The 8123-nt window shown below is 56.0% G+C and carries 6 protein-coding genes; all 6 read right to left on the bottom strand.

Features of this window, described 5'->3' with window-relative positions; all coding sequences use genetic code 11:
• Nucleotides 1-180 (bottom strand): hypothetical protein (locus tag ATN84_RS27645; protein ID WP_210172566.1); only part of this gene is annotated, 180 nt, incomplete at its 3' end.
• A 482-nt stretch (nucleotides 181-662) separates the two neighbouring features.
• Nucleotides 663-920, bottom strand: coding sequence for a transposase family protein (locus ATN84_RS28150; protein WP_153020227.1), 258 nt, complete (start codon nucleotides 918-920; stop codon nucleotides 663-665).
• Nucleotides 921-1006: 86 nt separating this feature from the next.
• On the bottom strand, nucleotides 1007-2221 hold the full coding sequence (locus ATN84_RS12840) for an HlyD family type I secretion periplasmic adaptor subunit (RefSeq protein ID WP_068882066.1): 1215 nt from the start codon (nucleotides 2219-2221) through the stop codon (nucleotides 1007-1009).
• A 9-nt stretch (nucleotides 2222-2230) separates the two neighbouring features.
• A complete protein-coding gene (locus tag ATN84_RS12835) occupies nucleotides 2231-4483 on the bottom strand; it encodes a type I secretion system permease/ATPase (RefSeq protein WP_068882065.1) in 2253 nt (750 codons plus the stop codon).
• Nucleotides 4484-4495: 12 nt separating this feature from the next.
• Nucleotides 4496-6067 carry a TolC family protein gene (locus ATN84_RS12830; protein WP_082766273.1) on the bottom strand — a complete coding sequence of 524 codons (1572 nt, stop codon included), beginning with the start codon at nucleotides 6065-6067 and terminating at the stop codon, nucleotides 4496-4498.
• Between the two features lie 301 nt (nucleotides 6068-6368).
• Nucleotides 6369-7979: an FG-GAP repeat domain-containing protein gene (locus ATN84_RS12825; RefSeq protein ID WP_153020226.1), complete on the bottom strand. Its 1611-nt coding sequence runs from the start codon at nucleotides 7977-7979 to the stop codon at nucleotides 6369-6371.
• Between the last annotated feature and the right edge of the window lie 144 nt (nucleotides 7980-8123).

Below are 8123 nucleotides of genomic sequence, written 5' to 3'. Positions count from 1 at the left end.
AAATCGGAATGGTGGCCGGTAATTGATCGGAATGCCGGACGGCTTCAGATCGGAATCCGCAATAGCGTTGCGGACGGCGGCAATGTCCTTTTCGACGCCGCTGGCAAACGATCCAGCTAGGCTGCTCTTAGCTGCTTCAAGCCAGCCATCGAGCTTATGCGCAGTCTTCGAGCGGATCATGGATGGGAAGTCGCCAATGGATCGCTTCGGATTGCGCCAAGTCATCGCGTGCGGTGGTCATCAGCCGAGCGATGCCCCTTGCGGATGGTGTTCTGGCGAGCCCGTTGGCCTTTTCCACGAGACGTCGGCGTTGAGCCCATTGCGAGATGACGCCTCTCTGCCCCGGAAAGCCCTTCGCCTTCATCTCGCGCCAGAGCGCCAGGGCAGCCGGCTATCCAGTGAGCTGGGGCGCGTTCGGAAGACATCTCGTACAAGCTTTCGGCTGTGACCGGTTTACCGGACAGTCTGCCGAATTGAGGTTCCCTCTTCTTTGATAGTTCTCGGATCGCCTCATTCGTTTCCTGACGACGCAGATATCCTTCGTACCGCAGTCTTTCCGCGTAAGTCAGAAGCTTGGGATCCACGACGATCATCTCCAGCCGTTGGGTGCGTCGACCATAACGAGCCAACACGCCGCCATCAAACTGCTCGCAGAAAATGCGTCACCCGCACAGGACGGCATCACACCAGAATCGACGAGCCACGATAGCCAGCTCTAGTCGCCGCCCGCCGAGCGGAAGGTCTGCGGGCCGGCGCACATATCGGCTCTGAACTCTTCGACTTTCCCGTCCGCAGCCGGGACAAGTCCCAGAGGGCCAGCGCGAGCGTAGTAGGATCTGAACGCTCTCCGCGATAACCTTCACTTCATCTATCGCAAATCCGCCCGGCGCCAAGCTCGCGCGCTGAAATCGATGGTGCATTCGCTGATCCTCCAGTGAACCAGCGAAACTTCATCCGCAACAGCAGCAAATGTGAGTCAGAGCCAGTACCAGCAGAAATCACAGCATTAACGTTCGGTAAGCGCTTCCTGGCCGCGTAACAGCGGTTTTAACAGATATGTCAGCACCGTCTTGCTTCCTGTCTCGATAAAGACCTCAGCCATCATGCCAGGCTTGATCGGCAACGGTCCGTCAGGGCCCTTAAGTGCCGCCCTATCAGTACGGACCCGGACCATATAATAGGGCTCCGCGTCCCGTTGCTGCACTGGCTTTTCATCAACAATCGTATCCGCACTTATAAATACGAGTTCGCCATGGAGACTTCCATAAATCTGACTCTCATAAGCGGTGATCTTCACCGTCGCAGGCAAACCGGGATAAAGGAACGCAACATCTCTGGGCTTGATGCGTGCTTCCACATAAAGTGCATCATCCAGCGGCACGATCTCCATAATAGTTTGACCCGGCTGCACAACGCCGCCCTGAGTGGTCACCTCAAGTTTTTTCACGATACCACGCACCGGCGATTTGAGTTCAGTGCGAGCCAAAGCTGCGCGTTTATCCTTCAGTTGCTGCTCCAAGCTATAAAGCTCAGCACTTTTCTTCGCTATTTCCTCATTGACTTCCTGAAAGTATCGGTTGCGCGTTTCTATCAGTTCACCGCGTAAGTCCGCGACATTGCGCTGCAATTTGATTTCATCGGCGGTGGATACCGCCCCTTTTGCTACAAGCGGTTGAGCCAGTTTCAACTCGCGCTGCGCCAAGGCCAAGCGATCTTCCAGCGAAGCTGTCGTCTCCCTGAGCGCGCGCCGGCGCGCTGCAAATAGCTTTTCTTCCACATCGGCAACATCCCGATGCTCCGCAACATCTTCGGGCAACTGAAACTCATCCCCATCTGCCTGTTCGACCGCTAAACGGCTCAACGCAGCTCGCAAGGCGATGACCTGACCATCCATATCCTGATAGGCAGAGCGGGACCGCGTATCTTCGAGCGTCGCCAGAACTTGACCAGTATCCACCTCCTGTCCTTCCTGGACAGCAAGATGCTGGAGAATACCGCCATCCAGACTTTGGATGACCTGAACCCGGCTCGACGGGGTTACTTTTCCAGGTCCCTGCGTGATCTCCTGCAATGGAGCATTTGCGGCCCAAACGAAAAACGCGGTCACCGTCGCCGCAAACAGCCACAAAACGGGTCTGCCAAACAAGGTTTTTTCAGTAGCTCCGAACCCTGCCCGGTAGCCACCATATATGCCTCCGCGGGCGCTTTCCTGATAAGCCATACTGCCCTCCTAGGCTCGCCGGGTTGAGTCATTATTTGGCGACAAGGCTGCAAGCACACCCTCAACAGGGCCGTCGGCAGCGGGACGCCCGTTTTTCATCACTACGGCACGATTGACAAGCGACAGGATCGGCTGGCGATGCGTAGCAATGATCGAGGTGCGTCCTGACAACCATCCCCGCAGATTTTCAATAACACCCATCTCCAGCGCATGATCCATCGCCGCGGTCGGCTCATCCAACAATACGATACGTGGGTCGCGCAACCATAATCGCGCAAGACCTACCGATTGGCGTTGACCGCCGGACATTCCAGCTCCCCCTTCCCCAAGCTTGCGATCGAGCCCGAGTGGATGATTGCCAACGAGGCTTTCGGCGCCCGCGAATTTCAACGCCTCAAGGAGTTCTTCGTCTTCGCAGTCTCTAAGCCCGATAGTCAGATTATCGCGAACAGTTCCATAAAACAGCTTTACATCCTGGGGCAGATAACCAATCGCCTTGCGCAGATCCATGGGATCAATCTGACGCATCTCTGTCCCATCCAGGATGATGCGTCCTTCCGTCGGCTGATAGAGGCCGGCAAGCAGTTTTAATAGTGTTGATTTACCCGAACCATTGGCGCCCAGCAAAGCCGTCGCCGAACCGGCAGAGAAGAACAGGGACGGAATCTGCACAATGGGCCCGCCCTCATCATCATAGCGGAACGCAAGCTCTTCGACACTGAATTCCCCTTTCAATCGGGGACGATGCACAAAGCGGCGTCCCACAGGCCGGTCGATCGGAGATTGCATGACCGCATCCAGACCCTTCAGAGCGGCTCGCATCTGCTGCCAGCGCGCAAAAATGGAAGATAGTCGGGTGAGAGGAGAGATCGTGCGGCTGCTCAATATGCTTGCGGCCAACATCCCGCCCGTCGTTATATTGCCGGCAGCGACTTCATATACCCCCGCCACTATGACCATGATGTAAGTGACCTGCTGTACAGCCGAAGCCCCGTAGCTAAGAAGAGAAGAAAGACGATGCGTCCGCATGCTGTTTTGCGAGACGTAGTCCGTATATTCTTCAAGAAGCAGCTGGAAGCGCCCTTCTCCCTGGAGAGCCTTGACTGTCTCAGCGGAGGAAAGCGCTTCAATGAGCACGCCATTGCGCACCGCTCCCTGGCGCAGCTTCTCCCGGGACATCTTAGAGAGCGGCCACTGTGCTAATAGCCCTGGAAGCACGATGAAGGGGATCGCTGCAATCAGCACCCAGACTAGGGGACCGCCGATCAGCCAGATAACTGCCAGGAATAATGCGACGAAGGGCAGATCGCTCAACGTGCCAATCGTTGTCGAGGTGAAGAAGTCACGAACCGCGTCGAGTTCGCGGATTTGACTCGAGAAAGCGCCCACAGCTGCTGGGCGGGCCTCAAGACGTATACCTAGCACTTGTTCGTAAACGCGCGCGGAGAGCTTGCGATCTATTCGCTTTCCAACGGCATTCATCAAATTGGAACGCACAACACGTACAATCATTTCGATCGCGATCGCTACCAGCATTCCAATGGCCAATACCCATAGCGTTGAGAATGCAAGATTGGGCACCACGCGGTCATAGACCTGCATGGAAAACAGGGATACTCCCAGAGCGAGAATATTAGCCAAAGCCGCCGCAAATCCTACTTCGACGAAATCCCATTTGGACCGCGTGATCTCGCTCCAGAACCAATGCGATGCAGGCTCGGCTGCATACGAGCCAGCGCGATCATCCAACCGCACCAATGGCGTAGCAAAAATCACCAGACCCGTATGCTGCGCGTCGAGAGAAGCCAGCGGTATCAGCTCTTCGTAACCACTGCCCGCGGGATGGAGAATACGACACTGTTCTCCTTCACGGCTGACAAACACAACAGTCGTACCGTCAAACAGGATCACCAGGGCCGGCAGATGGTGAGGCTTGATGGCGGATAATTTGCCTCGTCGCACATGTATACTCAGATCCGCCCGTGCCGCGGCGCGCGGCAGAAGCTTGATGGTAAGCCGCCCTTCCTCAAGCGGCAGTCCTGCGGTGAGTTCGCCATATGTGACCGGGCGGTCGTGAAGCTTGCACAATAATACAAGTGCATCGAGGAGATCCAATCCCGGCGCATCCGCCGTAGGCTCCTTTGCGGGCGCGCCTTCGGAACCCCTGGCCTGGTGAGCAACTTTCATGGCGGCTGCCGCCGCGGATCCCAAGCCGTTAAACGCTTCAGCCGGGAATTGTCGTCTAAACCAGTTCGTGTTCATCGAGTTCACCTGTTAACCTGCCTTCTTCGGCAACGCGCACACATTGCAGGCGCGTGCCTTATTCGGCCGTGAGCGCTGCCTCTGACTTGCCGAACCTGACACGCCGTTGCTCTGCAACGCAGATTCCTCTTCAGAAACCGGAGCAATCGCCAGGAGATTTCCAAGCAGTCCCAAAGCACCCGCGGCCTGGTACTGTAAATCATAGAGATCGAACTGCGCGTTGATTAACGCGGTCTCGATCTGCGTCAGTTCCGACTGCACGGTCACCAGATCCGACAATGTCCGCTTACTTGTCTTGAACTGGTCCTCATAGAGATCGCGCAATTGCACAGCTCTTTTGCGCTGTTCCTTCAGGCCGGCCTGGCGAGAACGCAGTATCGGCTCCTGATCCAGAAAGGCCTGGACCTGGCGCAGCACGTCACGTTTCGATGTCTGAGCATTCCATCTTTCCTGCTCGGCAAGACGGCGCGCGGCCTCCGCTCGCCTGAAATTGCTGAACCCGGTCAAGGTAGGGCCATTCAGGCGCAGTCCAATTCCATTGTTCAGACCGTCATCATCGCTGTCGCCACGCACGTAAGCCTCAGCACTAAGTGTTGGGAACAATTCCGCCTTTTGCGCCGTCGCATCGGCGTTCGCCTTTTCTGCACGCGCCAGAGCGGCTTTTACCGATGGAGATTGGTCCGCGCGATCGCCCAGGCTCGCCTCGCCCCCAGTTTTACTGCCCGACAAGCGCAATGCTGTCTTCAATGTCGTTGAAAGTTCGGGCACGGGAGCGAGCGCACCCGGCGCACGTCCCACGCGTGACATAAAAACGCTGCGCGCATCCTGAATTTTGCCGCGCGTCTCCTCGAAAGAAGATTGAGCCTGATCCACATGCAGCTGCGCGAGCGCCGCTTCAGTGGCATCGCCATACCCTCCTTCGGTTCGCTGCCTTGCAAGACCGCTGATCCGCTGATAGGCCGTCAACTCGTCGGCCGCCACCCGCTCCAGTTCCGTGGTGCGTGCAACTGCGATATAGGCGCTCGCGGCATCCAGCATTATCTGCTCGCGTTGCGCCGAGAACTCCACAAAAGCTGCCGAACGCCCTGCCTGCGCGCCGGAGACCTGTGCTGACGTCCTACCCCAGTCGTAAAGCGGTTGCGAAAGCGTTACGCCATAATCATGAGAGCTGCCCGTGCCAATACCAGCCTCGCTTTGCAGTGTCGGATAATAACCGGAACGCGCCACTTCCACGTTGGCGTCCGCTGCCGCAATTGCGGTGCGTGCTCCACGTACCTCAGTGCTATAGTCCAGGGCGGCGACCACTGTATCGCGCAAACCTCCCGGCTCTTTCGCAGATCGAACCGCGGTCACCGGCGGCAGAGAACCGTCCTTGCCGGGCGGCTGGGTGGAAAATGATATTCGCTTGTCCTTCCGCACATCACCACCTGTGCCTGTTTGAACCGGTCTGGTTGCTCGTTCAGCCATGATGTCGCTCGCCGACACGCATCCCTGTAAGACAGGGCCCGCCAGAACAAACATTGCGAGCACCATCTTTCGATGTCGGAGTTGTTGCTCCAACATCTTCACGATTACATCGATCACTCGGATACCCCCCTTTGAATACGCGTTTACAGTTCTACTGTTACTGATCCGATGACCGGAACGCCTGAGCCACGCTTGTACCTGTGAATACCAAACCGGATACGCGCCGCTGCCTTGGGTACAGAACTGAAACAATACGATCTCTATTCATGACGACTGGATTTGAATAACCGGGGCGAAATGTCCCGGTTAATGGCAGCTCGAAGGCTTGCCTGCGGTTTCGACCCTCTCCCGCAGCAAAACCGCAGCGGGAGAGGAGCCGAGACGGGGAAGGGAGTGGGTCAATCCCCGTCTATCCCGATCAAACGACCATGTGGGTATCTTCTTGAACCCAGAGATGGGTACCATCCGAGGATTCGTAGATATCATAAGTCACATGATCCACCGTGGCCGTCTGACCCGTCTCCGCAAAACCCTTGACCTCCACCTTGTCATTGGCATCGGCCAGGATTCTCAACTCATTCTGGCCCGAATGATCCAGGAGATCCTTCACGTCGTCCACCGTGAGCGTCAGGCTGTTAGACCCTCTGCCCGTAATGTCGATCACCTCGGCATTGGCGACGGAAGACGAGTTAAGCTTCGCAAGGTCGAGATGGATCCCACTGCCGGAGAGCGAGAACGTGTCGCTCTCGGAATGGCCGAACCGCGCGAAATTATGCGAGCTGTCGGTGCCATCGTCCCTAACATAGCTATCCGAGCTGCTCGTACTATTGGGAGCGGAAGCATCAGCCAGGCCGCTTACACCGCCCTGATCAGATCTCCCTTCCGCCAATGTCGCTTCTATCGACGGATTGGGAGCTGGCGTGTCGGCATTAGCCACCGTAGTTGTTGAGGCACCAATATGGGCCAACTCCCCGTATTCGCTCCACCCATAAGTCCCTTGATCCCACTCAGCTCCGGACGTGAGCGATGTGATGGTTGAGGTCGTTGAGAACGTGCCATCGCCAATACCCTCAAAGATCACCGTATAGGTACCAATAGCAGCGACATAATCGAGAATACCGTCACCGGTGGCATCACCAAGGTAAGCGCCGTCATAGCGCACCCAAGTTGTGGAACTATTTGGACCTACCCAGCCACTCATGTCGGTCTCAATGACATTACTAGTGTCGAAGGTACCATCGGCCTGCCCCGCCAGAACGAGGATAGAGCCGTTATTTGAATAGCCGTAGACATAATCCACATACCCGTCACCATTGACATCGCCAAATAGATGAGCGGTGCCTGTATTTTGATGATAAGATCTTCCATTTGCTGGATCATTGAGGACGGAGACATTTGTAGTCACCGCCGTTGTTTGCATTGTCCCATCAGAATTGAAATAGTTCACGCTGATGGTAAAGCTTGGCACATCTATATGCATCCAAGCTTTGCCCCCGCTGCCTACATCGCCCACATAGTTATGGATAATCGTGTTCTCGCTCGCCCACGTTCCGGTCATGCCAAACGTTTCGATAGCATTGTTGTTGAAGGTGCCATCGCCATTTCCGGCAAAAACCAGCAGGCTTGCCTGGCCAGCATTGGGCTGACTGTTACCGACCACCCAATCACGGATGCCATCGCCCGTTACGTCCTCGATGAAGCTGCTATTGGATCCGGTAAAGCCTCCTGACCAAAGCTGGCCGCTATTGGAATATTGACTCATATCCGTTTGGATGATTTGCGACGGATCATTGTTGAACGTGCCATCGGCGTTGCCTTCAAGCACAATGATCGCGCCACTGCCTTGATTGCCATAGACAAAATCGGCAATCCCATCGCCCGTAACATCTTTAAAGTGGTAGTTCACGGCCGATGATTTGGCATTCGTATAAGTCCAGTTAGGAGACAAGGCATTCAGGAAGCTGATATCCGTTGTCCTGATGCCTTCGACAGTTAAGTGCCCGTCTGGATCAAAGAAATAGGTTGTCAACACAGGATTACTGTTCGACCCCGTGTGAGCGAAGGCTAGATCACCATCATCGGCATCCGCGTCGGAGTCAGCGTCGCTATCGCTATCCGAGTCGGAGTCGCTGTCCGAGTCGCTGTCGCTATCGGACTATCGGAGTCGGAGTCA

This window comes from Paramesorhizobium deserti, assembly GCF_001558695.1.
GTDB classification, from domain to species: Bacteria; Pseudomonadota; Alphaproteobacteria; order Rhizobiales; family Rhizobiaceae; genus Paramesorhizobium; species Paramesorhizobium deserti.
The sequence above is the reverse complement of the archived record's forward strand: the minus strand, read 5'-3'. Positions and strand labels throughout refer to the sequence as shown.

What these genes read in the sequence shown, in the direction of transcription:
- ATN84_RS12840 (WP_068882066.1), bottom strand. Translation starts at nt 2,221, where the DNA reads ATGGCTTATCAGGAAAGCGCCCGCGGAGGCATATATGGTGGCTACCGG.
- ATN84_RS28150 (WP_153020227.1), bottom strand. Translation starts at nt 920, where the DNA reads ATGCACCATCGATTTCAGCGCGCGAGCTTGGCGCCGGGCGGATTTGCG.
- ATN84_RS12835 (WP_068882065.1), bottom strand. Translation starts at nt 4,483, where the DNA reads ATGAACACGAACTGGTTTAGACGACAATTCCCGGCTGAAGCGTTTAAC.